This is a genomic window from Streptomyces sp. NPDC049970 (genome assembly GCF_040660235.1).
Lineage (GTDB): Bacteria > Actinomycetota > Actinomycetes > Streptomycetales > Streptomycetaceae > Streptomyces.
The window spans coordinates 33,122-59,876 of sequence record NZ_JBFALP010000017.1 but is presented as its reverse complement, the minus strand read 5'-3'; the positions used below and the strand labels follow the sequence as shown (position 1 = coordinate 59,876).

General features: G+C 72.4%; 23 protein-coding genes. 16 read left to right on the top strand and 7 right to left on the bottom strand.

Features of this window, described 5'->3' with window-relative positions:
* Window positions 1-24: 24 nt before the first annotated feature.
* From dxr to AB0I83_RS25190, 6 genes are all read left to right on the top strand, one after another.
* Window positions 25-1,287, top strand: coding sequence for a 1-deoxy-D-xylulose-5-phosphate reductoisomerase (gene dxr / locus AB0I83_RS25215; protein ID WP_363306278.1), 1,263 nt, complete (start codon window positions 25-27; stop codon window positions 1,285-1,287).
* Window positions 1,284-2,594, top strand: a complete 1,311-nt coding sequence (locus AB0I83_RS25210; protein ID WP_356535524.1) for a site-2 protease family protein — start codon at window positions 1,284-1,286, stop codon at window positions 2,592-2,594. The genes dxr and AB0I83_RS25210 overlap by 4 nt, the downstream gene beginning before the upstream one ends.
* A gap of 181 nt (window positions 2,595-2,775) precedes the next feature.
* A complete protein-coding gene (gene ispG, locus AB0I83_RS25205; RefSeq protein WP_356535523.1) occupies window positions 2,776-3,933 on the top strand; it encodes a flavodoxin-dependent (E)-4-hydroxy-3-methylbut-2-enyl-diphosphate synthase in 1,158 nt (385 codons plus the stop codon).
* Window positions 3,934-4,094: 161 nt separating this feature from the next.
* Window positions 4,095-4,940, top strand: coding sequence for a GNAT family N-acetyltransferase (locus tag AB0I83_RS25200; protein ID WP_356535522.1), 846 nt, complete (start codon window positions 4,095-4,097; stop codon window positions 4,938-4,940).
* Between the two features lie 29 nt (window positions 4,941-4,969).
* A complete protein-coding gene (locus tag AB0I83_RS25195) occupies window positions 4,970-5,545 on the top strand; it encodes a GNAT family N-acetyltransferase (protein ID WP_356535521.1) in 576 nt (191 codons plus the stop codon).
* Between the two features lie 105 nt (window positions 5,546-5,650).
* Window positions 5,651-7,351: a proline--tRNA ligase gene (locus AB0I83_RS25190; protein ID WP_356535520.1), complete on the top strand. Its 1,701-nt coding sequence runs from the start codon at window positions 5,651-5,653 to the stop codon at window positions 7,349-7,351.
* 74 nt (window positions 7,352-7,425) lie between these two features.
* On the opposite strand, the gene AB0I83_RS25185 is transcribed toward AB0I83_RS25190, so the two are convergent.
* Genes AB0I83_RS25185 through AB0I83_RS25175 form a run of 3 tightly spaced genes read right to left on the bottom strand, consistent with a single transcriptional unit; the run spans window position 7,426 to window position 9,384 of the window.
* On the bottom strand, window positions 7,426-8,343 hold the full coding sequence (locus tag AB0I83_RS25185) for an aminoglycoside phosphotransferase family protein (protein ID WP_363306238.1): 918 nt from the start codon (window positions 8,341-8,343) through the stop codon (window positions 7,426-7,428).
* Between the two features lie 28 nt (window positions 8,344-8,371).
* Complete coding sequence (locus AB0I83_RS25180) at window positions 8,372-8,866, bottom strand: ferritin-like domain-containing protein (RefSeq protein WP_363306237.1); 495 nt, start codon at window positions 8,864-8,866, stop codon at window positions 8,372-8,374.
* Window positions 8,863-9,384 carry a hypothetical protein gene (locus AB0I83_RS25175; protein WP_363306236.1) on the bottom strand — a complete coding sequence of 174 codons (522 nt, stop codon included), beginning with the start codon at window positions 9,382-9,384 and terminating at the stop codon, window positions 8,863-8,865. Before AB0I83_RS25175 ends, AB0I83_RS25180 begins: the two co-directional genes overlap by 4 nt.
* A 171-nt stretch (window positions 9,385-9,555) precedes the next feature.
* Between AB0I83_RS25175 and rimP the strand changes: the two genes are divergently transcribed.
* The 10 genes from rimP to AB0I83_RS25125 all read left to right on the top strand — a co-directional run bounded on the left by rimP (window position 9,556) and on the right by AB0I83_RS25125 (window position 22,691).
* Window positions 9,556-10,053: a ribosome maturation factor RimP gene (gene rimP, locus AB0I83_RS25170; protein WP_363306235.1), complete on the top strand. Its 498-nt coding sequence runs from the start codon at window positions 9,556-9,558 to the stop codon at window positions 10,051-10,053.
* 2 nt (window positions 10,054-10,055) lie between these two features.
* On the top strand, window positions 10,056-11,096 hold the full coding sequence (nusA, locus tag AB0I83_RS25165; RefSeq protein WP_356535515.1) for a transcription termination factor NusA: 1,041 nt from the start codon (window positions 10,056-10,058) through the stop codon (window positions 11,094-11,096).
* Window positions 11,097-11,242: 146 nt separating this feature from the next.
* Window positions 11,243-11,521, top strand: a complete 279-nt coding sequence (locus tag AB0I83_RS25160) for a YlxR family protein (protein WP_356535514.1) — start codon at window positions 11,243-11,245, stop codon at window positions 11,519-11,521.
* Between the two features lie 148 nt (window positions 11,522-11,669).
* On the top strand, window positions 11,670-14,792 hold the full coding sequence (infB, locus tag AB0I83_RS25155) for a translation initiation factor IF-2 (protein ID WP_363306234.1): 3,123 nt from the start codon (window positions 11,670-11,672) through the stop codon (window positions 14,790-14,792).
* Window positions 14,793-14,959: 167 nt separating this feature from the next.
* On the top strand, window positions 14,960-15,256 hold the full coding sequence (locus AB0I83_RS25150; RefSeq protein WP_053929043.1) for a DUF503 domain-containing protein: 297 nt from the start codon (window positions 14,960-14,962) through the stop codon (window positions 15,254-15,256).
* A 25-nt stretch (window positions 15,257-15,281) separates the two neighbouring features.
* Window positions 15,282-15,743, top strand: coding sequence for a 30S ribosome-binding factor RbfA (gene rbfA, locus AB0I83_RS25145; RefSeq protein ID WP_363306233.1), 462 nt, complete (start codon window positions 15,282-15,284; stop codon window positions 15,741-15,743).
* A complete protein-coding gene (gene truB, locus AB0I83_RS25140; RefSeq protein WP_356535511.1) occupies window positions 15,740-16,645 on the top strand; it encodes a tRNA pseudouridine(55) synthase TruB in 906 nt (301 codons plus the stop codon). Before rbfA ends, truB begins: the two co-directional genes overlap by 4 nt.
* 222 nt (window positions 16,646-16,867) lie before the next feature.
* Entirely contained in the window at window positions 16,868-20,458 is a 3,591-nt protein-coding gene (locus tag AB0I83_RS25135; protein ID WP_363306232.1) for a serine protease, read from the top strand.
* A 42-nt stretch (window positions 20,459-20,500) separates the two neighbouring features.
* Complete coding sequence (locus tag AB0I83_RS25130) at window positions 20,501-21,454, top strand: bifunctional riboflavin kinase/FAD synthetase (protein WP_356535509.1); 954 nt, start codon at window positions 20,501-20,503, stop codon at window positions 21,452-21,454.
* Window positions 21,455-21,566: 112 nt separating this feature from the next.
* Window positions 21,567-22,691, top strand: a complete 1,125-nt coding sequence (locus tag AB0I83_RS25125) for an XdhC family protein (RefSeq protein ID WP_363306231.1) — start codon at window positions 21,567-21,569, stop codon at window positions 22,689-22,691.
* Here the strand turns inward: AB0I83_RS25125 and AB0I83_RS25120 are convergent.
* From AB0I83_RS25120 to AB0I83_RS25105, 4 genes are read right to left on the bottom strand one after another with little or no spacing between them, the layout of a single operon-like run.
* The gene (locus AB0I83_RS25120) at window positions 22,688-23,689 is read right to left on the bottom strand and encodes an ABC transporter ATP-binding protein (RefSeq protein WP_363306230.1); all 1,002 of its coding nucleotides are present in this window, start codon (window positions 23,687-23,689) and stop codon (window positions 22,688-22,690) included. The genes AB0I83_RS25125 and AB0I83_RS25120 overlap by 4 nt on opposite strands.
* On the bottom strand, window positions 23,686-24,747 hold the full coding sequence (locus AB0I83_RS25115) for an ABC transporter ATP-binding protein (protein ID WP_363306229.1): 1,062 nt from the start codon (window positions 24,745-24,747) through the stop codon (window positions 23,686-23,688). Before AB0I83_RS25115 ends, AB0I83_RS25120 begins: the two co-directional genes overlap by 4 nt.
* The gene (locus AB0I83_RS25110; protein ID WP_363306228.1) at window positions 24,744-25,667 is read right to left on the bottom strand and encodes an ABC transporter permease; all 924 of its coding nucleotides are present in this window, start codon (window positions 25,665-25,667) and stop codon (window positions 24,744-24,746) included. Before AB0I83_RS25110 ends, AB0I83_RS25115 begins: the two co-directional genes overlap by 4 nt.
* Entirely contained in the window at window positions 25,664-26,755 is a 1,092-nt protein-coding gene (locus AB0I83_RS25105) for an ABC transporter permease (RefSeq protein ID WP_356535504.1), read from the bottom strand. Before AB0I83_RS25105 ends, AB0I83_RS25110 begins: the two co-directional genes overlap by 4 nt.

Genomic DNA, 26,755 nt, shown 5'->3' with positions numbered 1-26,755 from the left:
GAGCGCACAGCGGATGCGGCAACAATGGGGGTCATGAGCGACAGCCCCGCACCCCTCGCCGACCCGCATCTCGTCTTCGACGCGACGGAAGGCCGCCGGGATCTGGTGATCCTTGGCTCCACCGGGTCCATCGGCACCCAGGCCATCGACCTGGTGCGCCGCAACCCCGGCCGTTTCCGCGTCACAGCGCTCTCCGCCGCGGGCGGCAGGGTCCAGCTCCTCGCCGAGCAGGCGAAGCTGCTGCGGGTGCGCACGGTCGCGGTCGCCGACGCGGACAAGGCGCCGGCGCTGCGGGAGGCCCTTCGCGAGGCCTACGGGGCGGGGGAGCCGCTGCCCGCGATCCTGGCCGGACCCGACGCCGCCACGGAGCTCGCCGCGAGCGAGTGCCACACCGTGCTGAACGGGATCACCGGGTCGATCGGCCTCGCTCCCACGCTCGCCGCGCTGACGGCCGGCCGCACCCTCGCCCTGGCCAACAAGGAGTCGCTCATCGTCGGCGGCCCCCTGGTGAAGGCCCTGGCCGCGCCCGGCCAGATCATCCCGGTCGACTCCGAGCACGCCGCGCTCTTCCAGACGATCGCCGCCGGCAAGCGCGCCGACGTAAGGAAACTCGTCGTGACCGCGTCCGGCGGGCCGTTCCGCGGGCGTACGCGGGACGAGCTGGCCGACGTGACCCGCGAGCAGGCCCTGGCGCACCCGACCTGGGCCATGGGCCCGGTCATCACCGTCAACTCCGCGACCCTCGTCAACAAGGGCCTGGAAGTCATCGAGGCGCACCTCCTCTACGACATTCCGTTCGACCGGATCGAGGTCGTGGTCCACCCCCAGTCGTATGTTCACTCGATGGTGGAGTTCACCGACGGCTCCACCCTCGCCCAGGCCACCCCGCCCGACATGGGAGGCCCCATCGCCATCGGACTCGGCTGGCCCGAGCGGGTCCCGGACGCGGCCCCCGCGTTCGACTGGACGAAGGCCTCCAGCTGGGAGTTCTTCCCGCTCGACACCGAGGCGTTCCCCTCCGTCGGGCTCGCCCGCCACGTCGGCGCGCTGGGCGGCACGGCCCCCGCGGTGTTCAACGCGGCCAACGAGGAGTGCGTGGACGCCTTCCTGGCGGGACGGCTGCCCTTCAACGGAATCATGGATACGGTCACGGCGGTGGTGGCCGAACACGGCACCCCCGCCACGGGAACTTCACTGACGGTCGCGGACGTCCTCGAAGCGGAGACCTGGGCCCGTTCCAGGGCCCGTGAACTCTCGGCGGAAGCGACAGCGGAGGCGCACGTATGAGTACGACGACGATCCTGATGACGGTCCTGGGGATCGCCATCTTCGCCGTGGGTCTGCTGTTCTCGATCGCCTGGCACGAACTGGGCCACCTGTCCACGGCCAAGCTCTTCGGGATCCGGGTGCCGCAGTACATGGTCGGCTTCGGCCCGACGATCTGGTCCCGCAGGAAGGGCGACACCGAGTACGGCATCAAGGCCATCCCCGCGGGCGGCTACATCCGGATGATCGGCATGTTCCCCCCAGGCCCCGACGGCCGGCTCGAGGCGCGTTCGACCTCCCCCTGGCGCGGGATGATCGAGGACGCCAGGTCAGCCGCCTTCGAGGAGCTCCAGCCGGGCGACGAGTCGCGCCTCTTCTACACGCGCAAGCCGTGGAAGCGCGTGATCGTGATGTTCGCCGGTCCCTTCATGAACCTGGTCCTGGCCGTCGCGATCTTCATGGGCGTCGCCATGACCTTCGGCTTCCAGACGCAGACCACGGAGGTCGCGGGCGTCCAGCAGTGCGTGATCTCGCAGAGCGAGAAGCGCGACACCTGCGAGGCGTCCGACCCCGTCTCGCCGGCGAAGGCCGCGGGCCTGAAGGAGGGCGACAAGATCGTCGCCTTCGACGGGCAGAGGATCGACGACTGGGCCACCCTCTCGGACAGGATCCGGCAGACCACCGGCCCCGCCACCATCACCGTGGAGCGTGACGGCCGGGAACAGACCCTGAACGCCGTGCTGAAGAAGAACGCCGTGGCGAAGAAGGACGCGGACGGCGAGGTCGTCCCCGGCCAGTACGTCACCGCCGGTTACCTCGGCTTCGCCGCGAACACCGAGATCCTGCCGCTGTCCTTCGGCGACTCGGTCGTCCGCATGGGCGACATGATCGAGAACGGCGTCGACTCGATCATCGCCCTGCCCACCAAGATCCCGGACCTGTGGAACGCGGCGTTCAGCGACGGCGAGCGCGCCGACGACTCACCGGTCGGCGTGGTAGGCGCGGCCCGGATCGGCGGCGAGGTGATGAACCTCGACGTCCCCGCGCAGAACCAGGTCGCGATGATGCTGTTCCTGCTGGCGGGCTTCAACCTCTCGCTGTTCCTGTTCAACATGCTGCCCCTGCTGCCGCTCGACGGCGGGCACATCGCGGGCGCCCTCTGGGAGTCCCTGCGCCGCAACGTGGCCAAGGTCTTCAAGCGCCCCGACCCCGGCCCGTTCGACGTGGCGAAGCTCATGCCGGTCGCCTACGTCGTCGCGGGCATCTTCATCTGCTTCACACTGCTGGTGCTGGTCGCCGACATCGTGAACCCGGTGAAGATCACCTGACGCCCCACACGTCCCACTGACGGCGGCCGGACACACAGGCGGTATCCGGCCGCACGCCGTCGGCAGGCCGTACCGGCGGGATGCGTGCCGTTTCCCTCCGGTGCCGTAACCTCGAAGCCTGGAGCCCGCAGTTCTCGGGACCTCGATCCACACCGATCCACACCTTGGGGATGCTCAGCGCATGACTGCGATTTCTCTCGGAATGCCGGCCGTTCCGACCAAGCTCGCCGACCGACGGGTCAGCCGTCAGATCCAGGTCGGATCCGTGGCGGTCGGCGGGGACGCACCAGTGTCGGTGCAGTCGATGACCACGACGCGGACCTCGGACATCGGTGCCACCCTGCAGCAGATCGCGGAGCTGACGGCGTCCGGCTGCCAGATCGTGCGGGTCGCGTGCCCGACGCAGGACGACGCGGACGCGCTGGCGACGATCGCGAGGAAGTCGCAGATCCCGGTGATCGCCGACATCCACTTCCAGCCCAAGTACGTGTTCGCGGCGATCGACGCCGGGTGCGCGGCGGTGCGGGTGAACCCCGGCAACATCAAGCAGTTCGACGACAAGGTCCGGGAGATCGCGAAGGCGGCGGGGGACGCGGGGACGCCGATCCGTATCGGTGTGAACGCGGGCTCGCTCGACGCGCGGCTGCTGAAGAAGTACGGGAAGGCGACACCGGAGGCGTTGGTGGAGTCGGCCCTGTGGGAGGCGTCGCTCTTCGAGGAGCACGGCTTCCGCGACATCAAGATCTCGGTGAAGCACAACGACCCGGTCGTGATGGTGAACGCCTACCGCCAGCTCGCGGCGCAGAGCGACTACCCGCTGCACCTGGGTGTGACCGAGGCCGGCCCGGCGTTCCAGGGGACGATCAAGTCCGCCGTGGCGTTCGGCGCGCTGCTCTCGGAGGGCATCGGCGACACGATCCGGGTCTCCCTGTCGGCTCCTCCGGCGGAGGAGGTCAAGGTCGGCCTGCAGATCCTGGAGGCGCTGAACCTCAAGCAGCGCCGCCTGGAGATCGTCTCCTGCCCGTCGTGCGGACGGGCCCAGGTGGACGTGTACAAGCTCGCCGACCAGGTCAGCGCGGGGCTGGAGGGCATGGAGGTCCCGCTGCGGGTCGCGGTGATGGGCTGTGTCGTCAACGGCCCCGGTGAGGCGCGCGAGGCCGACCTGGGTGTGGCCTCGGGCAACGGCAAGGGCCAGATCTTCGTGAAGGGCGAGGTCATCAAGACCGTCCCGGAGTCGAAGATCGTGGAGACCCTCATCGAGGAGGCCATGAAGATCGCCGAGCAGATGGAGAAGGACGGCGTCGCCTCGGGCGAGCCCCAGGTCGCCATCGCCGGCTGACCCCTCGGGCGAGTCCCACCGTGCCCCGCAGGCCGTGCCCTGCGGGGCACCGCCGCGTCCCCGTCCCGCGGGCGTCCCTGACGGGCTCCGCACCTGCGGGGGCACCGCACAGCCTTCTTGGGTACAGTGCGAAAACCAGCAGACCGTTCGGTGAGGCCCCAGTGTTGACGCAGACCACCACCCGGGTACTCGACCCCGGCGAACTCCCCGCCGCCCTCGCCATCCTCGAGAGCGAGCCCGTGGACAACGCCTTCGTGGCCGCCCGCGTCCAGATCGCGGGCCTCGACCCCTGGCGGCTCGGCGGCGAGATGTGGGGCTGGTACGCCGACGGGCGCCTGCGCTCCCTCTGCTACTCCGGCGCCAACCTCGTACCCGTCTGCGCCACCCCCGAGGCCGTCAGGGCCTTCGCCGACCGCGCCCGGCGGGCCGGCCGCCGCTGCTCCTCGATCGTCGGCCCGGCCGGCCCCACCACCCAGCTGTGGCGTCTGCTCGAACCCAGCTGGGGTCCGGCCCGCGAGGTCCGGCCCAACCAGCCGCTCATGGTCACCGAGACCCCCTCCGCCGAGGTCGTGGCCGACCCTCTCGTACGCCGGGTCCGCAAGGACGAGATGGACATACTCATGCCGGCCTGCGTGTCCATGTTCACCGAGGAGGTCGGCGTCTCCCCGCTGGCGGGCGACGGCGGACTCCTCTACCAGGCACGCGTCGCGGAACTGGTCACCGCCGGCCGCTCCTTCGCCCGCATAGAGGACGGCAGGGTCGTGTTCAAGGCGGAGATCGGCGCCGCGACCTCCCGGGCCTGCCAGATCCAGGGCGTCTGGGTCGCCCCCGAGGCACGAGGCCGGGGGCTCTCCGAGACCGGCATGGCCGCCGTCCTGCGCTACGCGCTCAGCGACGTGGCACCGGTCGTCAGTCTGTACGTGAACGACTACAACACCCCCGCGCGCAGGGCCTACAGCCGCGTCGGCTTCCGCGAGACGGGCGCGTTCATGAGCGTGCTGTTCTGACCCGGCGGCCCGGCCAGTAGGGTTCCCGCATGGCAGCAGCAACCCCCGCGTCCCACCGGGGCTCCGGGACCCCCGACATCACGGTCGGACCGCTCGACCTCGCCGCCCGCGTCGACGAGGCACTGGCCGTGCAGGCGCTCGCCTTCGGCCTCGGGCAGGACGAGATCGACGTACGCCGCCACATCGTGCTCCGGCACCTGGAACACCCGGGGGCCCGCGCCCTCGGCGCCACCGCGGCGGACGGGCGGCTCGTCGGGTTCGTCTACGGGCTGCCGAACGAGCGGACCCACTGGTGGTCCACCGTCGTCGAGCCCTACCTGCGCGCCACCGGAACCGAGGACTGGCTCGACCGGTCGTTCGTGATCACCGAGCTCCACGTCCACCCGGAGTTCCAGCAGCGCGGTATCGGCCGCAGCCTGATCACCACCGTCACGGACGCCGTCGGCCTGCCACGGTCCATCCTCTCCGCGATCGACACCGAGAGCCCCGCCCGCGGCCTCTACCGCGCACTCGGCTACCAGGACCTGGCCCGGCAGGTGCTCTTCCCGAGCGCACCCAAGCCGTACGCGGTGATGGGCGCCCCCCTGCCGCTGCGCCGGGGCTGAGACCGGCGCGGCCCTTGCACCGCAGGTGGCCGACGAATCGATTTCCGCCCGCGCGGGCCCCCCGGCTAACCTCGGGCCCACCACCCTTGCGAGCAGGAGTTCACCATGGCCCAGGTCCAGCGCATGTCCCGATTGATGATCAAGACACTGCGCGACGACCCGGCGGACGCGGAGACGCTCAACCACAAGCTCCTCGTCCGCGCCGGCTACGTGCGCCGCACCGCGGCCGGCATCTGGTCGTGGCTGCCGCTCGGCAAGAAGGTGCTGGAGAACGTCACCCGCGTCGTCCGCGAGGAGATGGACGCCATCGGCGGCCAGGAGGTGCTGCTCCCCGCGCTGCTCCCCAAGGAGGCGTACGAGGCGAGCGGCCGGTACGACGAGTACGGCGACCTGCTGTTCAGGCTCCAGGACCGCAAGGGCGCCGACTACCTCCTGGGCCCCACCCACGAGGAGGTCTTCACCCAGGTCGTCAAGGACATGTGCTCGTCCTACAAGGACCTGCCCGTGATCCTCTACCAGATCCAGACCAAGTACCGCGACGAGGCCCGCCCCCGCGCCGGTGTGCTGCGCGGCCGTGAGTTCCAGATGAAGGACTCGTACTCCTTCGACACCACCGACGAGGGTCTCGCCGAGGCGTACCAGCTGCACCGCGCCGCCTACATCCGCATCTTCGAGCGCCTCGGCCTCGACCACCGCGTCGTCTCCGCCGTCTCCGGTGCCATGGGCGGCTCGGCGTCCGAGGAGTTCCTGGCGCCCGCGCCGGCCGGCGAGGACACCTTCGTCGACTGCCCCAACTGCGACTACGCCGCGAACACCGAGGCCGTGACCTTCAAGGCCACCCCCGCCGACGCCGCGGCCACCGGCCCCGTCGAGGAGCTGGACACCCCCGACACCCCGACCATCGAGACCCTCGCGGCCCACCTCGGGGTACCCGCCTCCGCCACCCTGAAGAACCTGCTGGTCAAGGTCGACGGCGAGATCGTGGCCGTGGGCGTGCCCGGCGACCGCGAGGTCGACCTCGGCAAGCTCGGCGAGCACCTCGCCCCCGCCGTCGTCGAGCTCGTCACCGCCGAGGACTTCGTGGGCCGCCCCGACCTGGTGCGCGGCTACGTAGGCCCGCAGGGCCTGGAGAAGGTCCGCTACATCGCCGACCCGCGCATCGCCCCCGGCACCGCCTGGATCACCGGCGCGAACAAGGAGGGCAGGCACGCGAGGAACGTCGTCGCGGGCCGCGACTTCGAGGTCGACGACCACCTCGACGTCGTCGTCGTGCAGCCGGGCGACCCCTGCCCCAACTGCGGCACCGGCCTCCAGGTGGACCGCGCCATCGAGATCGGCCACATCTTCCAGCTCGGCCGGAAGTACGCCGACATCTTCTCCCTCGACGTCCTCGGCCAGCAGGGAAAGCCGGTCCGCGTCACGATGGGCTCGTACGGCATCGGCGTCTCCCGCGCGGTGGCCGCGCTCGCCGAGCAGACCGCCGACGACAAGGGCCTGTGCTGGCCGCGAGAGATCGCCCCCGCCGACGTGCATGTCGTCGCCGCGGGCAAGGCGCTCCAGACCGAGCTGGCCCTCGACGTCTCCGAGAAGCTGAACGCCGCGGGCCTGCGCGTGCTGGTCGACGACCGCGCGGGCGTCTCGCCCGGCGTGAAGTTCACCGACTCCGAGCTCATCGGCGTCCCGAAGATCCTCGTCGCCGGCCGCCGTTCCGCCGAGGGCGTCCTGGAGCTCAAGGACCGACGCACCGGCGAGCGTGAGGAGCTCACCGTCGACGAGGCCGTCGCCCGCCTGACCGAACAGGGCTGATCCCGCTACCACCACAGGGCCCCCGCGCGAGTGCGCGGGGGCCCTGTGCGCTCGTACGCGGCCGTGTGCCGGGACTACAGCCAGTCCGCGAACTCCAGGGCCAGCTCGCCGTCCTGGCGGCGTCCCACCGCCAGCGACCGAGTGCCGGACTCCACGGCCCGGAACAGCGTCCAGCCGCGCAGCCGCGCATGGTCCACCTCCAGCGACTCGGCGAGCCTCTTGACCCGGCGGCGGGCCGTCACGGCGCCGCCGGGCGACGCGATCAGGTCCTCGACCCGGTCACGCACCAGCCGCGCCAGGTCGTAGGCGCGCTCCCCGGTCAACGGCTCGGGGCCCACGGCCAGCCACGGGGCGCGCTCGCCGGAAAGGACCTTGCTCTGACGGAAGTTGCCGTGCAGCAGGAAGAGTTCGGGGGGGTCCGGGACCAGTTCGTCGCGGGCGGCCAGAGCCGCCGAGACCAGGGGTTCCAGCGCCGGGTCCCGCACGGCGGCGGCCCGCATCGGCTCCGCCTGGCGCGCGGTGCGCTCGGCGACCGTCTCGAAGGCATGACCGGCCGGCGGCTCCACCCACAGCCTGCGCACCGTGCCCGCCGCCTCCAGCAGGGCCTTCGCCTCCGGAAGCGAGCGCAGGGACACCTCGTGGTGCAGCCGCTCCAGCAGCAGGGCGTGCTCGGGCACCTCGGAGTCGGCGCCGGTCAGGAGCTCGACGGTGCCCCAGCCGTTCCAGTGCGCGAGGGCGGCCCGTTCGAGCGCGGGCGCGGCGCCCGGGGGTGCGATCTTCAGGACGGCTGGCGTGCCGTCCGCCCGTTGCACCAGGAGGACGAGACTGCTGCGCCCGCCCGGCGCGACGACCCGCTCGAGGGTGGCCCGGTGACCCGCTGCGGACAGCGCGTCCTCGGTGAGTGCGGGGAGCCGGCCGATCCATTCGGCGGCCGCGTCCCCGTACGTCTCACCCAGCGCCCGCACCAGACGCTGCGGCGGTTCACAACCCATACGTGCCTTGTTCCCTTTCAGAGCCTTCTCAGCGCGTGGCGACCGTGGAGCCGGCCTCCGCCGTGGTGTCCGCGGAGTCGGCCTTCTCGGCGAGCCCAGGAAAGGCTACGCCGGAGCCGCGCCAGCGCACCGCACGCACCGCGGCCTCCCGGAGCGCACCCGCGGCGTCCTGCCGCAGCGGCCCCCGGGCGGCCCGTACGAGATCGGAGTACACGCCCGCGACCCGTTCCTCCAGCACGGCGGCGAGCCGTATGGCGGTCGCCGGATCCCGGACGGCGAAGGGCAGAGCGTACGCCGCGTCCGCGACCACCGGCGTACCGCCCAGGTCGCGCACGGTCCTGGTGAGGGTGTCGCGCCGGGCGCGGTGGGCGTCGCAGGCCGCCGTGGCGTCGCGGCGGCGGGGGCCTTCCAGCCGGCCGCCCAGCGCGCCGTACCCGTAGACCGCGGCGTGTTCGGCGGCGAGTGCCGCCTGTGCGGCCCGCAGCGACTCCGCCGTGACGTCCGTGCCCGCCTCCGTTGTCATGCCGGGGTCTCCTTGGCCAGTTCGGACAGCAGGTACGCGTGGGCCGCGCCGGCCGCGGCGACCGAGGCCAGCAGCCTGGCGAGTTCGGGATCGGCCTTCAGCAGGGCAGCGGCACGGTCGTCGGCGACCCGCCGCTCCTCGGCCGCCAGCTCCCTGAGAGCGGCCTTGGCGTCGGTGGCGGAGGCCGACGGGGCCGGGGCCGCGGGCGAGGGGTCCTCGGGGGGCCCGCCGAGGGCGGCCAGGTGCGCCCGGACGGCGGCCCTCAGCGGTGCGAGCCCTGCCCCGGTCAGGGGATGGGCCGCGGCCACCCGGTCGTAGCGGGCCAGAAGCGCGGCACCGGAGCGGGCGGCCGCTGTCCTCAGCGCGGTCCCGGCACGGAGAGCGGTGGCCTCGGCATCCGCGGCGCCGGAGTCCCGCCCGTTCCCCGGTCCGTCCCCGCAGCCCGTCAGTACCGCGCCCAGGGCGAATGCTCCCGTAGCGGTGAGCGCACTCCTGCGCGTCGTCCCCGTCCGGCGCACTTGTCTCCTTCAGCCTGGTTTCTGACAGTTTCTGACCTGAAGTGATCACCGGGGGTGAGCGTACCCGCGGCGGGGCGGGAGGCGGACGGCAACACCCCTGCGGACCGGATACCCTTTGATCCGACACGCGACGATCCACACAACAGCACACGCGGCCGAGGAGTCACCCGGATGAGCACCACCCAGAGCGACAGGCTGCGCGAACTGCTGGAGCCGCTTGTCAGCGCCAGACAGCTCGACCTGGAGGAGATCGAGGTCTCCCGGGCGGGCCGCCGCCAGGTGCTGCGGGTGATCGTGGACTCCGAGGACGGCGTGGAGCTCGACACCTGCGCCGAGCTCAGCCGCACCATCTCCGTGACGCTGGACGAGACCGACGCGATGGGTGAGGGCGAATACGTCCTCGAGGTGAGCTCTCCGGGCGCCGAGCGCCCGTTGACCGAGCACCGCCACTACGTACGCGCCGTCGGCCGGCTGGCGGGACTCACCCTGAGCGACGGCTCCGAGCTGGTGGCCCGGATCCTCGGGGTGGACGACGAGGGGCTCGATCTCGAAGTGCCGGGCGTCAAGGGCCGCAAGCCCACCGCGCGCCGTGTCGCCTTCGACGAGATCGCCAAGGCGCGCGTCGAGATCGAATTCAACCGCAAGGACAAGAAGGAAGAGGAGGCGTAGCCGTGGACATCGATGTGAAGCTTCTGAAGGGCTTGGCGCAGGACAAGGAGATCCCCTTCGACGTGCTCGTCGGGGCGATCGAGTCGGCCCTCCTCATCGCGTACCACCGCACCGACGGCAGTCACCGCCGTGCGCGCGTCGAGCTCGACGCCAACGGTCATGTGACGGTGTGGGCGAAGGACGACCCGGCCGAGCTCGAAGAGGGCCAGGAGGCCAAGGAGTTCGACGACACCCCGTCCGGCTTCGGCCGTATCGCCGCGACCACCGCCAAGCAGGTCATCCTGCAGCGGCTGCGCGACGCGGAGGACGACCGGACGTTCGGCGAGTACGCCGGACACGAGGGCGACGTCGTCACCGGCCTGGTCCAGCAGGGCAAGGACCCGAAGAACGTCCTGGTCGACATCGGCAAGATGGAGGCCATCCTGCCGGTGCAGGAGCAGGTGCCCGGCGAGGAGTACACCCACGGCCTGCGGCTGCGCACCTACGTCGTCCGGGTGGCCAAGGGTGTGCGCGGTCCCTCCGTGACGCTCTCGCGCACCCACCCGAACCTCGTGAAGAAGCTCTTCGCGCTGGAGGTTCCGGAGATCGCGGACGGCTCGGTCGTCATCGAGGCCATCGCACGCGAGGCGGGCCACCGCACGAAGATCGCCGTTCGTTCGACCCGGTCCGGCCTCAACCCCAAGGGCGCCTGCATCGGTCCGATGGGCAGCCGGGTGCGCAACGTCATGGCGGAGCTGCACGGCGAGAAGATCGACATCGTGGACTGGTCGGACGACCCGGCCGAGATGGTCGCCAACGCGCTGTCACCCGCGCGGGTGAGCGAGGTCGAGGTCGTGGACCTCGGCACGCGCTCCGCCCGGGTCACGGTCCCGGACTACCAGCTGTCGCTGGCGATCGGCAAGGAGGGCCAGAACGCCCGCCTGGCCGCCCGGCTCACCGGCTGGCGCATCGACATCCGCCCGGACACCGAGACGGACGCCGAGCGGGACGTCGCCGACCGTGAGCGCGCCGAGCGCGCCCGGGAGCGGTCCGAGCGCGGCTGACCGCGGGTTTCCCTCCTGGGCCGCCCAGGCGGTCCGGGAGGGGTCCGAAGGAAGAGATCGAGGCGGCGCGCCGCTGAGATCGCGACAACATCCGTTCGATTCTTGCCCCAAAGGGATGAGGTCGTTGCGGGGAGGTAGACTTAGCCGTGTCTGGCCGGACGCAAGCCCGCGCTTGCCCCGAGCGAACCTGTGTGGGATGCCGGGAGCGAGCGGCCAAGAGCGAGCTGCTGCGCATCGTGGTGGACGAGGGAGATGTCGTCCCTGATCCACGCGGTACGCTGCCCGGCCGGGGTGCGTACGTACACCCCGCATCTGTCTGTCTCGACCTGGCGGTCCGCCGCCGGGCGTTCCCCCGGGCCTTCAAGGCCAAGGGGCCGTTCGACCCCGCGGCACTGCAGCGGTTCGTCGAGCGGTTGACACCGTAGGAAAGTGAACGGCACGGGTCCCCGTGCGGTCAGGTACCTCGCGAGTTGGAAGTAGGTCGAGATTGCGATGAGCACTCGATGAGTACGCGATGAGTACGCCCATGAAGTAGCGACGGTCCGGCGGTAACCCGGACCTAAAAGGAGCGAAGTGGCTAAGGTCCGGGTATACGAACTCGCCAAGGAGTTCGGCGTCGAGAGCAAGGTCGTCATGGCCAAGCTCCAAGAACTCGGTGAATTCGTCCGTTCGGCGTCCTCGACGATCGAGGCGCCGGTTGTACGCAAACTGACTGACGCACTGCAGGGTCCCGGCGGCAACGCCGGCAAGTCCGCTGCCAAGCCTGGCGCGCCTCGTAAGGCCGCCCCCTCGAAGCCCGCGGCGCCGTCTCCGGCCGCCGCGGCACGTCCTGCCGCCCCGAAGCCCGGCGCACCGGCCCCCAAGCCGGCCGCTGCCGAGGCTCCGGCGAGCAGCACCCCCGCGGCGCCCTCCGCGCCGTCGGCAGGTCCTCGTCCGGGCCCCAGGCCCGCGCCGAAGGCCGCTCCGGTCACCCCGGTGCCCGCAGCCGAGTTCTCGGCTCCGGCCCCGGCGCAGCCGAGCGCACCCCAGCAGCAGGCCCCGCGTCCCGCGGGTGCCACCCCCGGACCGCGTCCCGCCCGCCCGGCTCCGGCCGGCGGTCAGCGTGACGGCGGCCGTGGTGGCGAGCGTGACGGCGGCCGTGGTGGCGAGCGCGGCGGAGACCGCCCCGCACGCCCCGCAGGCCAGGGCGCACCCCGCCCCGGCGGCTCCCGTCCGGCCGGACCCCGTCCGGGCAACAACCCCTTCACCTCCGGCGGTTCCACCGGCATGGCGCGCCCCCAGGCGCCCCGTCCCGGCGGTGCCCCGCGCCCCGGCGGCGGTCAGGAGCGCCCCGGCGCCCCGCGCCCGCAGGGTGGTCCCGGCGGCGCCCCGCGCCCGCAGGGCCAGGGTCAGGGCGGCGCACGTCCGTCCCCGGGCGGCATGCCCCGTCCGCAGTCTCCCCGTCCGGGCGGTGCCCCCTCGGGCAACCGTCCGAACCCGGGCATGATGCCGCAGCGTCCCGCCGCGGGTCCGCGTCCCGGCGGTGGCCCCGGCGGTGGCCGTGGTCCCGGTGCCGGTGGCGGCGGTCGCCCCGGTGGCGGCGGCGGTCGTCCCGGTGGCGGCGGCTTCGCGGGCCGTCCGGCAGGTCCCGGTGGCGGCGGTGGCGGCTTCGCGGGCCGTCCCGGTGGTCCCGGTGGCGGTGGCGGCGCAGGCCGTCCCGGTGGTGGCGGCGGCTTCGGCGGTCGTCCCGGCTTCGGTGGACGTCCCGGCGGCCCGGGTGCCCGTGGTGGCACACAGGGTGCGTTCGGCCGTCCCGGTGGTCCCGCGCGTCGTGGCCGCAAGTCGAAGAGGCAGAGGCGCCAGGAGTACGAGGCCATGCAGGCCCCGTCGGTGGGCGGCGTCATGCTGCCCCGCGGCAACGGGCAGGCCGTCCGGCTGTCGCGCGGTGCGTCCCTGACCGACTTCGCGGAGAAGATCAACGCCAACCCGGCGTCGCTCGTCGCCGTGATGATGAACCTCGGCGAGATGGTCACCGCCACGCAGTCGGTCTCCGACGAGACGCTCAGGCTCCTCGCCGAGGAGATGAACTACGTCCTGGAGATCGTCAGCCCGGAGGAGGAGGACCGCGAGCTCCTCGAGTCCTTCGACATCGAGTTCGGCGAGGACGAGGGCGGCGAAGAGGCCCTGGTCTCCCGTCCGCCGGTCGTGACCGTCATGGGTCACGTCGACCACGGTAAGACCCGACTGCTGGACGCGATCCGCAAGACGAACGTCGTCGCGGGCGAGGCCGGCGGCATCACGCAGCACATCGGTGCCTACCAGGTCTCCTCCGAGGTCAACGGCGAGGACCGGAAGATCACCTTCATCGACACCCCGGGTCACGAGGCGTTCACCGCCATGCGTGCACGTGGTGCGAAGTCCACCGACATCGCGATCCTCGTGGTGGCGGCGAACGACGGTGTGATGCCCCAGACGATCGAGGCGCTGAACCACGCCAAGGCGGCCGAGGTGCCGATCGTGGTCGCGGTCAACAAGATCGACGTCGAGGGTGCCGACCCGACCAAGGTGCGCGGTCAGCTCACCGAGTTCGGTCTGGTGGCCGAGGAGTACGGCGGCGACACGATGTTCGTCGACATCTCCGCCAAGCAGGGCCTCAACATCGAGTCCCTCCTGGAGGCCGTCGTCCTCACCGCCGACGCCTCGCTCGACCTGCGGGCCAACCCGGAGCAGGACGCGCAGGGTATTGCGATCGAGTCCCACCTCGACCGCGGCCGCGGTGCCGTCTCGACCGTCCTGGTCCAGCGCGGAACGCTGCGCATCGGTGACACGGTGGTCGTGGGCGACGCGTACGGCCGTGTCCGGGCGATGCTCGACGACAGTGGTCAGAACGTCCAGGAAGCGGGTCCCTCGACCCCCGTCCTGGTACTCGGTCTCACCAACGTCCCGGGCGCCGGCGACAACCTCCTGGTGGTCGACGAGGACCGTACGGCCCGTCAGATCGCCGAGAAGCGTGCCGCCCGTGAGCGCAACGCCAACTTCGCCCGCAAGGGTGTCCGGTTCTCCCTGGAGAACCTGGACGAGGCGCTCAAGGCCGGTCTGGTCCAGGAACTCAACCTCATCATCAAGGGCGACGCGTCCGGTTCGGTGGAGGCTCTCGAGTCCTCGCTGCTCCAGCTCGACGTCGGTGAAGAGGTCGACATCCGGATCCTGCACCGCGGTGTGGGTGCGGTCACCGAGTCGGACATCAACCTGGCGACCGGCTCCGACGCCATCGTGATCGGCTTCAACGTGCGCGCCGCAGGGCGTGCCGAGCAGATGGCCGAGCGCGAGGGCGTGGACGTCCGGTACTACTCGGTCATCTACCAGGCGATCGAAGAGATCGAAGCGGCCCTCAAGGGCCTGCTCAAGCCGGAGTACGAAGAGGTCGAGCTCGGCACGGCGGAGATCCGCGAGATCTTCCGCTCGTCCAAGCTGGGCAACATCGCCGGTGTGCTGGTCCGGTCCGGCGAGGTCAAGCGCAACACCAAGGCGCGCCTGCTGCGCGATGGCAAGGTCATCGCGGAGAGCCTCAACATCTCCGGTCTGCGCCGCTTCAAGGACGACGTCACCGAGATCCGCGAAGGCTACGAGGGCGGTATCAACCTCGGAAACTTCAACGACATCAAGATCGACGACGTCATCGCGACGTACGAGATGCGCGAGAAGCCGCGAGGCTGATCAACGGGGATTCCCGGGGAAAGACCCCCGGGCTCCCTTCCACGGCCGGGGCCGGTCGACGGGTCGTATTTCCGTCGATCGGCCCCTGCCGTTCCGTGTACGGTTCTGGTGTACCTGCCAAGTGATGGCGGGGCACTACCCCGAACCGGCGGGACATCCGGGCACACATGTATGTGGGGACTCTGTCCTTCGATCTGCTCCTCGGCGACGTACGGTCGTTGAAGGAGAAGCGCTCGGTCGTCCGCCCGATCGTCGCCGAGCTCCACCGCAGGTTCGCGGTGAGTGTCGCGGAGACGGGCGACCAGGACCTCTACCGCAGGGCCGAGATCGGCCTCGCCGTGGTCTCCGGTGACACCGGACACCTCACAGACGTACTCGACCGGTGCGAACGCATGATCGCGGGCCGGCCGGAAGTGGAGCTGCTGTCCGTACGGCGGCGGCTGCACAGCGACGAAGACGATTGAGCACGTTGAAGAAGGAGACGGACCAGTGGCCGACAACGCGCGGGCGAAGAAGCTGGCGGACCTCATCCAGGTGGTGGTCGCCGAGAAACTGCAGCGCGGTATCAAGGACCCGCGTCTGGGCACGCACGTGACCATCACGGACACCCGTGTCACCGGCGACCTGCGGGAGGCCACGGTCTTCTACACGGTCTACGGGGACGACGAGGAGCGGGCCAGCGCGGCCGCGGGTCTGGAGAGCGCCAAGGGCATTCTCCGGTCTGCGGTCGGCGCCGCGGCGGGGACGAAGTTCACCCCGACCCTGGCCTTCGTGGCGGACGCCCTGCCGGACAACGCCAAGGCGATCGAGGACCTGCTCGACCGGGCACGCGCCTCGGACGCCAAGGTGCGCGATGTGTCCTCGGGTGCCGCGTACGCCGGTGACGCCGACCCGTACCGCAAGCCGGAGGACGAGTCCGACGAGAACGACGGGGACTCGCCTTCCGCATGACGCAGAACAAGCAGGAGAAGACGCCGGACGGGCTTGTCATCGTGGACAAGCCGTCCGGCTTCACTTCGCACGACGTCGTGGCCAAGATGCGCGGCATCGCCCGCACCCGGCGGGTCGGCCACGCCGGCACGCTGGACCCCATGGCGACCGGTGTCCTCGTGCTCGGTGTCGAGCGGGCGACCAAGCTCCTCGGCCATCTCGCGCTCACGGAGAAGGAGTACCTGGGGACGATCCGGCTCGGCCAGGACACCGTCACCGACGACGCGGAGGGCGAGATCATCTCGGCCACCGACGCCTCGGGAGTGACCCGGGAGGGCATCGACGCCGGGGTAGCCGCTCTGAGCGGCCCGATCATGCAGGTGCCGTCCAAGGTCAGCGCCATCAAGATCGACGGGAAGCGGTCCTACGCACGGGTCCGCGGGGGTGAGGAGTTCGAGATCCCGGCCCGCCCGGTGACCATCTCCTCCTTCCGCGTCCACGACGTCCGCGAGGAGGTCGCCGAGGACGGGACGCCGGTCGTCGACCTGGTCGTCTCGGTGGTCTGCTCCTCGGGCACGTACATCCGGGCCCTGGCCCGGGACCTGGGTGCCGGGCTCGGTGTCGGCGGTCATCTGACCGCGCTGCGCCGCACCCGCGTCGGCCCGTACGGCCTCGACGCGGCGCGGACGCTCGACCAGCATCAGGAGAAGCTGACCGTGATGCCGGTGGCCGAGGCGGCCGCCTCGGCCTTCCGGCGCTGGGACGTGGACGAGAAGCGTGCCCGGCTGCTGCTCAACGGCGTACGGCTGGACATGCCGGCGTACCCGCCGGGGCCGGTCGGGGTCTTCGGGCCCGACGGGACCTTCCTGGTGCTCGTCGAGGAGGAGAAGGGCAAGGCCAAGAGCCTCGCCGTCTTCGCCTGAAGCGCTTGGGGCCCGGGAGTGCCTCCGGGCCCCGCCGTGGAGCGGGCGGGCCCCCCGGGTGCCGCCCGCTCCACGGTCCCCCCTCTCCGGACCATCCCTGTCCACAGAAACCCGCTGATTCACCCCAATGGGCGGGCGCTCGGAGTGGGAGAGGGGTGCGAGGGGGGCGCTTTCGCCACCTGGGTTTCCTGTGCGGATCACTCCGGATCTACCGTCTGACCCATGGGCAGCGGGGACCGGTCGAAACTTGTGAAGATCTGCGATCAGGCCGGCCGGCCGCGGGGGACGGGGTTCGTCGCGGACGACCTTGGCACCGTCGTCACCAGCCACCAGGCCGTCGCGCTCCCCGTCCCGCTGACGCTTCACGCCTCCGACGGCCGCACCTGCGTGGTCGGTCCCGGCGACGTCACCGCCCTGCCCGGACTGGGTCTGGCCCTGTTGCGGACCGGCGGACCGGAGGCGCTGGGGGTGGATCCGCTCCCCATCGCCGTACGCGAGCGGATCGGGACGGGCGCCTACGTACGGATCGCCGCCCACGGCTGGCGCGAGGCACGGGTGCTCGGGACGATTCCGGCGACGTACTCGGAGGGCGGACGTGAGCATCCGGTGGACGAGGCACTGGAGCTCGCTCTCGGCACGGACGGGCGGGACGCCCTGCGGTCCGGCGGCGCCGCCGTCGGCGGACCCGTCACCGACCCCGGCACCGGAGCGGTCCTGGGGGTCCTCTCGACCGCCCTGAGCGCGGGACGGGAGACGGCCGGGCTGGCGGTGCCGCTGGCCGGACCGGGGGCGCCGGGCCCGCTGGCCGAGGTGCTCCGGCGCAACGCGAGCTGTGTCCCGGGATACGGCCGCGACCTCAACCTGGCGGGAGCGCTCCAGCTGACCGCCACCTCGCTCGGCCACGCCGACGGCCGCCCCGGCGGCGTGGAGATCGTCGAACGCCCCAGGGTGAGCGCCGAGTTCACCGCCTTCGAGACCGGTACGGGACCCGTGCTCGGGCTCGTCGGCGCATCGGGTACCGGCCGCAGCACCGAGCTGGCCGCGCTGGCGGGACGCAGGGCCCGCGGTACCGTCCCCGCCCTCACGCTCTGGCTGCGCGGAGCCGACCTGCTGGCCGACGACACCTCGGTCGCCGACGCGATGGCACGGGCGCTGCAACGCTCCGGGAGGATCATCACCGCGGCCGGGGCCCGTGGCGACATGGCGGCGGCCACTCCGGAGCTGGTGGCCCGCCTCGCGGCCGGGTCGGGGAACCCGCTGCTCGTCGTCGTGGACGGCCCCGAGGAGATGCCGCCCCTGCTGGCCCACCGGCTCGCCGCGTGGACCACGGCCACGGCCGAGTGGCTCCGCTCGCACGGCGTGCGGATGGTCGTCGGGTGCCGCCCCGAACACTGGGAGACCGCGGGCGCCCTCTACCCGCCGGGAGCCCTGCACCGGCCGGAGCGGCCCGCCGGAGGGCTGCCGGCCGCGGTCCGGCTCGGGGACCTCACGGCCGACCAGGCCGAACGTGCCCGGGAGCGCTACGGCATCCCGCCCGGCACGATCGCGCCGGGCCACGACCGCCACCCCCTCACCCTGCGCCTGCTCGCCGAGGTCCGTAAGGCGCTGCCCCCCGACGTGCCCGGCAGACCCGGCACGGAGGAGGTCTTCGCGGCCCACCTGGACCTGGCCTGCGTCCGGATCGCCGTCCGGATCGGCGCCCAGTCCGAACCCAGGCTCCGGGGCACACAGGTCCGCAGACTGGCCGCGAAGGCCGCCGGACAGGTCCACGAGGCGGCAAGGCGCTGCCTCGGCCCCGGCCAGGGCGAACTGGACCGGGCGGCGTTCGAGGAGATCTTCCCCTGGCGCACCGGGTGGGCCTCGGCGGTTCTCACCGAGGGGCTCCTGGTCCCCGCCGGTGCGGGGTACCGCTTCGCCCACGAGGAGTTCGGCGACTGGGTACAGGGTGCCCATCTGGACCTGGACGCCGCGCTCGGCGCCCTCGTCCACCGCTGGCACGCGGAGGTGCCCGACGGGGCCGCCGCACCGGCCACCGAGGGGCGGCCGCCGGCCGCGTCCGAACCGCCCGTCCCGGCGCCCGCGTCCGGCCAGGAGGAACCACGCAACCTCCCCGTGCCGCGCCACCGCACCGGCCCGGTGATCCAGGCGATGCTCCTGCTGGAGCGGCGGCACGGCTCCGCGGCGCTGGCGCACCGGATGGCGGACCTGATCGAGGCGGCCGACCGTCTGGGCACGGAGCCCCGGAACCCCGACGCCGCCTGGTGGGCCGCCCACCTGCTCCGGGAGAGCCTGCTCAGGGTGCCCGACGCCCGCCCCTACCTCGGAGTGCTGCGCGTCCTCACCGGGCGGATCACCCGGCGCTCCGTGTCCGGAGGCGGGCCCGCCGCGCTCGGACCCTACGCCGGGTTCGGACCGTGGTTCTGGTGCCGGACCAGGCTGCCCGAGGCCGACCGGATCGACCTCCTGCGCCGGCTCCTGCCCGCCGACGGCGTACGGCGCGTGGAGGGCGGCGGGCGGTACCTGGACGCCGTGGCCCGGCGCCTGGCCGCCGACCCCGGAACCGTGCAGCCGCTGCTCTGCCGCTGGTTCACCGACGAGAGCCCGCTGCCCGCCGAGGAGGGCGTGCCGATGCGGATCACGGTGGCCGCCGCGGCCCAGGCCCTCCTCTACGCCCGCCGGGACCTCGCCGTCGACGACCTGACCGAGGCGCTCGTCGACACCTCCCACCCCCGCGCCGCCGAACTGCTCTCCGCGCTCGCCGAGGACGAGCCGTCCGCGCTGTGCAGGGCCGTCGACCGCTGGGCGCGGGACGAGGAGCGGCCCGGGCGCCGGGCCGCGGCCGCCGTCCACGCCACGCGCACCGCCGCACGCACGCTCACCGGCGCCGACCGTGCCCTGCTGCGGGGCGCCGCGCTCACCCTGCTGGGCCGCCCGGACGACAGGGCCCTGCACGCCAGGGCACTCACCGTCCTCGTACGCGATCCGGGGACCGGTGGCCGCTACCTGCCGCAGGCCCTGCGGATCTTCGCCGCCGGGGACCCGAGGCTGCCGCTGGGCCTGCTGACAGAGGTGTTCCCGAGGCACCCGGAGCCGGTGCTCGCCGCGCTGCGTGCCCGGCTCGCGCTGCCCGGGGAGGCCGCCGACGCCGTGCTGCGGGAGCTCGCCGGCCTGGACACCCCGGCCCTCGCGCTGCACGCCCCGGGCCTCGTACGCCAGTACATCGACAGCCGCACCGGGGGCGACGGAGGGGCGCAGACCGCCGCGTACGTCGAGCTCAGGCTGGAGCACAGCCCCGCCGCCCGCGCCCTGCTGCTGCCCCTGGTGACCGGCCTGCTCCGGGACCGCCCCGCACCACCGTCCGTACGCGCCGCGCTGGCCCGGGTCCTCGCCGCTCCCGGGAGCGGGGCATCGAGGCCCCTGCGGGCCGAGCTGCTGGAGGTCCTGCTGGAGTTCGAGCAGAGCACCGGGAGGGACCCGGAGGTGCTGGAGGCGCTGCTGCGGGCCGCCGCCGCCGATTCCGGGCACCGCCCCGAGGCCCGTACGCGGGCGCTGGTGCACCGCACGGGGATGCTCCTCGTCCGGACGCCCGAGGGAGCGGCCCGCTTCGACCGCGGTCTCGTCGAACTCGCCCGGGAGGTTCCGGGATTCGCCGCCCTCGTCACGGGGTGGCTGGCCGACGCCCCTCAGGAATGGGCCGCCGTGGTGGGGCCCTGCGCCGGACGGACCATGGAGACGCTGGACGGCACCCGGTCGGGGATCCCGATGCCGATGCGGGCCGCAGGACGTGAGCATGGCAGTCTTAGACCTGCGTAATCACATACACACGTACAAGGGTTCGAATGAGGAGCGGTCACAGTGCAGTGCTGGCGTGGCTTGGATGACATCCCCGAGGGCTGGGGACGCAGCGTCGTCACCATCGGCTCCTACGACGGGGTGCACCGTGGGCACCAGCTGATCATCGGCCGTGCCGTGGAGCGGGCGCGGGAGCTAGGCGTGCCCTCCGTCGTCGTCACCTTCGACCCGCACCCCAGCGAGGTCGTCCGCCCCGGGACGCACCCGCCGCTGCTCGCCCCGCACACCCGTCGCGCCGAGCTGATGACGGACCTCGGCGTGGACGCGGTGCTGATCCTGCCGTTCACCGCCGAGTTCTCCAAGCTCGCGCCCACCGACTTCATCGTGAAGGTGCTCGTCGACAAGCTGCACGCGCGGCTCGTCATCGAGGGCCCGAACTTCCGCTTCGGACACCGGGCCGCGGGCAACGTCGCACTCCTGGCGGAGCTCGGTCCCACGTACGACTACAGCGTCGAGGTCATCGACCTCTTCGTGAGCGGCGAGGCGGGCGGCGGTGAGCCGTTCTCGTCCACGCTGACCCGCCGTCTCGTCGCCGAGGGCGACGTGGAGGGCGCCTCGGAGATCCTCGGCCGCCCGCACCGGGTGGAGGGCGTCGTCGTGCGCGGCGCGCAGCGCGGCCGTGAGCTGGGCTTCCCCACGGCGAACGTGGAGACCCTGCCGCACACCGCGATCCCCGCCGACGGTGTGTACGCCGGCTGGCTCACGGTGGACGGCGAGGCGATGCCCGCCGCGATCTCCGTCGGCACGAACCCGCAGTTCGACGGCACCGAGCGGACCGTCGAGGCGTACGCGATCGACCGCGTCGGCCTCGACCTGTACGGGCTGCACGTGTCGGTGGACTTCCTCGCCTACGTGCGCGGCATGCTGAAGTTCGAGTCGATCGACGACCTGCTCGTCGCCATGGCCGCCGACGTGAAGCGGTGCAGCGAACTGATCGCGGCGTACGAGCGCTCCTGACGCCGTGCTGTGGTGCCCACGCCGGGACCCGTCCGACGCCGTCCTGTGGTGAGCACGCCGGGACCGGGGCATCGTCGGGAGGACGAGCCGCCGAACCGGGAGGAGTCCGCACGTGCGTGAACTGCTGTCGGAACTGCGTGACTGGCACGCCGCCGGTACCCCCTTCGCCCTGGCCACCGTCGTCGCCGTGCGGGGCAGTGCCCCCAGGGCCCCCGGCGCCGTGATGGCCGTGACCGCCGCCGGGCAGGTGGTGGGAAGCGTCTCCGGGGGCTGCGTGGAGAGCGACGTGTACGAGGTCGCCACCGAGGCCCTCAGTACCGGCCGCGCCCAGCTGCGGACGTACGGCATCAGCGACGACGAGGCCTTCGGCGCGGGCCTGACCTGCGGCGGAACGATCGACGTCCTGGTGCGGCCGTTCACCGAGGAGGCCGACCGGGACAGTCTCCGGGGGCTGGTCGACCTCATCTCCGCCGGGGAGCCCGTCGCGGTGGCCACGGTGGTGTCCGGCGCGGCGCCGCAGGGAGCACGACGTACCGTCCTCGCCGATCGCGCCGCCGGGACACTCGGGGACGCGGGGCTCGACGCCGCCGTCACCGACGACGCGCGCGGACTGCTCGCCCAGGGCCTGACCGGCAGCGGCCGCTACGGGGCGCACGGCGAGCGCCGGATGCAGGACGTCACCGTCTTCGTCGACGTCCACGCACCGCCGCCCCGCATGCTCGTCTTCGGAGCCATCGACCACGCGGCGGCGACCGCACGGATCGGGTCCTTCCTCGGCTACCGGGTGACGGTCTGCGACGCCCGCCCCGCCTTCGCGACCCGGGAACGCTTTCCCACGGCCGACGAGGTCGTCTGCGCCTGGCCGCACACCTATCTGGAATCGACCCCGGTGGACGGGCGCACGGTCGTCTGCGTCCTGACGCACGACCCGAAGTTCGACGTTCCGCTGCTGGCCGCCGCACTGCGGACCCCGGCCGCGTACATCGGTGTGATGGGCAGCCGCCGCACCCACGCGGACCGTCTGGAGCGGCTGCGGGAGACCGGGGTGGGCGAGGCGGCACTGGCCCGCCTCGCCTCACCCGTCGGTCTCGACCTCGGGGCCCGCACACCGGAGGAGACGGCCGTGTCCATCGCGGCGGAGATCATCCAGCACCACTGGGGCGGTACGGGCCGGCCCCTCGCCGAACTGTCCGGTGCGATCCACCACACCCGGCGCCGCCCCGGCCCGGTGGCCTAGAGGACCTCGGCCGCCTCGACCGCGGCCCAGTGACAGGCGACCCCCGTCCGGCCGTCGCCCGCCAGCACCGGCAGATCACGCGTACGGCACGCGTCGGCGACTCCGGCGCGATCGGCCTCACCCGACGCGAGGATGTGGCAGCGGGCGTGGAAGCGGCAGCCGGGCGGCACCTTGGAGGGGTCCGGGGGCTCACCCGTCAGGATCACCGGCTCGCCGTCGGCCTCCGGCAGCACGGACAGCAGCGCCTGGGTGTACGGATGGCGAGGAGCCGTGAGGATCTGCTCCACGTCGCCCGTCTCCACGATCCGGCCGAGATACATCACGGCCACCCGGTCCGCGATGTTCCAGGCCAGCCCCAGATCGTGCGTCACCACCAGCGCCGACAGGCCCAGTTCGTCGCGCAGCCGGAGCAGCAGCGCCAGGATCTCGCCGCGCACGGAGGCGTCCAGCGAGGCGACCGGCTCGTCCGCGACGATGAGCTCCGGCTCCAGTACCAGCGCGCCCGCGATCACGACGCGCTGACGCTGACCGCCGGACAGCTCGTGCGGGAAGCGCAGGAAGAAGCGCTCCGGGGGCCGCAGACCCGCCCGCGCCAGTGCCCCGGACACGGCCGCCCGTTCGTCGCCCGCGTAGCCGTGGATGCGCAGGCCCTCCGCCACCGCGTCGTACACCGTGTGGCGCGGGTTGAGCGAGCCGCTCGGGTCCTGGAGCACCAACTGCACCCGCTTGCGGTACGCCTTGAGCGCCCGGCCCGCGTAGTCCAGAGGCTCACCGCCGAAGGTGACCCGGCCCGACGTGGGCGGCACCAGGCCGAGCAGCGACCTGGCCAGCGTCGTCTTCCCGCAGCCCGACTCGCCGACCAGGGCGACGATCTCGCCGGGCCGGATGTCGAGGTCGACCCCGTCGACCGCACGCGCGGTCGCCGCCCCGCGCCGGCCGGGGAAGGCGACCTTCAGCGACTCGGCGCTGAGCAGGGGAACCGGGGGAGTGGTGGTCATGAGGTGCTCCTTGCTTCCTCGGTGCCGCCGTGCGGGGAGGGCGCCGCGATGACGTCCGTCCCCACCAGCACGCAGGCCGCCCGCCGCGAGGGGCCGGCGTCCCGCAGTTCCTGGTCCTCGGTGGCGCAGGAGTCCAGTGCCGCCGTGCAGCGCGGATGGAACGTGCAGCCGGAGGGCAGCGCGGACGGGTCCGGCGGGTCGCCCGGCAGACCGCGTGGCGCGTGCCGGGACGCGAGGTCGCCGATGCGCGGGAACGCGGCGGACAGGGCGCTGCCGTAGGGGTGCCTGGCGCTCTCGTAGACCTGCTTGGCCGGGCCCTCCTCGACGACCCGGCCCGCGTACATCACCGAGAGCCGGTCGCAGGTGTCGGAGAGGACCGCCAGGTCATGGCTGATCATGATCAGCCCGAGGTCCTGGTCGCTGACGAGCTGTTCGATCAGCCGCAGGATCTGGGCCTGGATCATCACGTCGAGTGCCGTGGTCGGCTCGTCGGCGATGATCAGCCGCGGGTCGCAGGCCAGCGCCATCGCGATCATCACGCGCTGGCGCTGACCGCCCGACAGCTCGTGCGGATAGGCGTCCGCGCGGGCCGCCGGCAGCCCCACCTGTTCCAGCAGTTCGCCGGCGCGCGTCCGCGCGGCGGCGGGGGTCGCCCTGCGGTGCAGCAGGATCGGTTCGGCGATCTGGTCACCGATGCGGTGCACGGCGTTCAGCGAGTGCATCGCGCCCTGGAAGACGATCGACGCCCCCGCCCAGCGCACGGCCCGCAGGCGGCCCCACTTCATGGTGAGGATGTCCTCGCCGTCCAGCAGGATCTCGCCGCTCAGGGTCGCGGACGCGGGCAGCAGCCGCAGCAGCGCGAGCGCCAGCGTCGACTTCCCGCAGCCGGACTCCCCGGCGATGCCGAGCTTCTGGCCGGCCTCGACCCGCAGGTCGACACCGCGTACGGCGGGGACGGCGGATGCCCCCGAGCCGTAGGTGACATGCAGGTTCCGGACTTCGAGCAACGGCTGCCCGGTCTCCGGCCTCTCGACGCTCTCGGTCTTCACAGCGGTCAACGGGACACCCCCAGCTTGGGGTTGAGCACGGACTCGATGGTGCGGCCGCACAGCGTGAACGCGAGGGCGACGACCGCGATGGCGAGTCCGGGCGGAGCGAGGTACCACCAGTCACCGGAGCTGACCGCTCCGGCCTCACGGGCGTCCTGGAGCAGCCCGCCCCAGGAGACGATCGTGGGATCGCCGAGCCCGAGGAAGGCGAGGGTCGCCTCGGTGAGGATGGCGGTGGAGATCACCAGCGTGGTCTGCGCGAGCACCAGCGGCATCACGTTCGGCAGCACGTGGCGCGACATGATGTGGCGGTGCCCGCCGCCGAGCGCCTTGGAACGCTCGATGTACGGGCGTGACTCCACGGAAAGGGTCTGCGCGCGCACCAGCCGCGCGGTCGTCGGCCAGGTCGTCACGCCGATGGCGAGGATCGTCGTCCACAGGGACCGGGAGAGCACGGTGGCCAGCGCGATGGCGAGCACCAGCGTGGGCATCACCAGGAACCAGTCGGTGATCCGCATGACGACGTTGCCGTACCAGCCCTTGAAGTGACCGGCGGTGATCCCCACCAGCGTCCCGATGGCCACCGACAGGAAGGCGGCCAGCAGGCCGACCGTCAGCGACACCCGTGTACCCCACACCAGCAGGGCGAGCAGACTGCGGCCGAACTGGTCGGTGCCGAGGGGGAACTCGGCGCTCGGCGATTCGAGCGGCCCGCCGGGCGCGCCCGTGACGCTCTGCGAGTCCGCCCCCACCAGCAGCGGGGCGGCCAGCGCGACGAGGGCGATCAGGGCGAGCACGGCGAGGCCCGCCATGCCTGCCCGGTGGCCGCGGTACTGCTGCCAGAAGCGGGCGGCGGCCTGCCGCCTGCGGGTCCAGGCGAGCGCGCGGGGGCCGACGGGCGGCGCGGCGTCGGTCGTGGTCGTCGTCATCGGCCCACCCGGGGATCGAGGAGCGGATAGATCACATCGGCGAGCGTGTTCATCAGGATCACCGCGGCGGCGAAGACGAAGAACAGCGCCTGCACGAGCGGCAGGTCGGGCACGCTGAGTGCCTGGTAGAAGAGACCGCCCAGGCCCGGCCAGGAGAACACCGTCTCCACCAGGATGGCGCCCGCCACCGTGTTGCCGAGGTTGACGAACAGCAGTGTCACCGTCGGCAGCATCGCGTTCGGCACGGCGTGGCGGCGGCGCACGAGGTCGTCGCGCAGGCCCTTCGCCCGAGCTGTGGTCAGGTAGTCGCTCCCCATCTCGTCGAGCAGCGAGGACCGCATCACGAGGAGGGTGCGCGCGTACTCCACCGCGACGAGGGTGACGACCGGCAGCACCAGGTGGTGGGCCACGTCCAGGACGTAGCCGAGACCGCTCTCGCTGCCGGACTCCATGCCCCCGGTCGGGAACATGCCGGGGACGGGCCCGATGCCCACCGACAGGGTGATGATCAGCAGCAGGCCGAGCCAGAACGAGGGCACCGAGTACAGGGTCAGCGCGAAGGCGGTGTGGAAGCGGTCACCGGCCGAACCGTTGCGCCAGGCGGACCTGGCACCCAGCCAGATGCCGATCACGGTGTAGATCACGAACGCGGTGCCGGTGAGCAGCAGCGTCGCGGGCAGTGCCTCGCTGATCTTGTCCATGACGGGGGCGCGGAACTGGTACGACGTACCGAAGTCCCCGGTCAGGGCCTTGCCGCAGTACTCGGTGAACTGCTGCCAGAGCGGCAGGTCCAGGCCGAACTCCTTCCGCATCGCTGCGATCTGCTCGCTCGACACCTGCCGGCCGCCGGTCATCTGCTTGACCGGGTCACCTGGGATCAGGCGGAACAGGAAGAAGCTGGTGACGAGCACGGCGAACAGCGAGACGGCCGCACCGGCCAGCTTGCCCGCCGTGTACCGGAGGTACGCGGTGGTGCCGCGTGCGCGTGGGCTGCGGGCCGACGGCCCGGCCGGAGCCGGACCGTCGGTCTGCACAGCGTCCACGCCCGCCGCGCCCTTCAGGAGCGCGGGAGTGCTTTCTGTGCTCAT